The following is a 395-nucleotide window of genomic DNA, read 5'->3' as shown; positions in this document are numbered from 1 at the left end:
GCGCGGTGAGGTGCTGTTGTGGCACGGCGCCGACGACAACTTCTCGCCGGTCAGCCATGCGCGGTGGCTCGCCGGGCAGATTCCCGGTGCGCAGATCCAGATCCAGGCCTCCACCGCGCATTTCGGAGCGGTGGAGGTGCTCCCCGAGATCTTGACGTGGCTGGTCGCCGAGCGCCCGGTGCCGGTCAGAACGGGTGCGGGTCCAGCATCCGGTGCAGGTATCGCCGTTCCTTGAGGGCTGTCACCGCCGGGTGGTGATCGCCCAGCGCCCGGGACAGCCGCTCCCCCGCGTCCGAGCCGTCGCCCGAGCGCATCAGGGCCCGGTTGGCGGCGCAGCGCAGCGTGTCGGGGTGGTCCGGGCCGAGCACCTCGAGATGCTTCTCCATCGCGGCGTC

2 protein-coding genes are annotated in these 395 nt (G+C 71.6%); one reads left to right on the top strand and one right to left on the bottom strand.

Annotated features, from left to right (window positions below):
* On the top strand, positions 1-235 hold a 235-nt coding region (locus Aco04nite_RS48500), incomplete at its 5' end, for an alpha/beta fold hydrolase (protein ID WP_369076676.1).
* On the opposite strand, the gene Aco04nite_RS48495 is transcribed toward Aco04nite_RS48500, so the two are convergent.
* Positions 186-395, bottom strand: a 210-nt coding sequence (locus Aco04nite_RS48495) for a hypothetical protein (protein ID WP_213003925.1), incomplete at its 5' end; no start/stop codon positions are given. The two genes, Aco04nite_RS48500 and Aco04nite_RS48495, sit on opposite strands and share 50 nt — an antisense overlap.

Origin of the sequence: Winogradskya consettensis, from assembly GCF_018332715.1 — a bacterium.
Taxonomy (GTDB): Bacteria; Actinomycetota; Actinomycetes; order Mycobacteriales; family Micromonosporaceae; genus Actinoplanes; species Actinoplanes consettensis.
The sequence above is the reverse complement of the archived record's forward strand: the minus strand, read 5'-3'. Positions and strand labels throughout refer to the sequence as shown.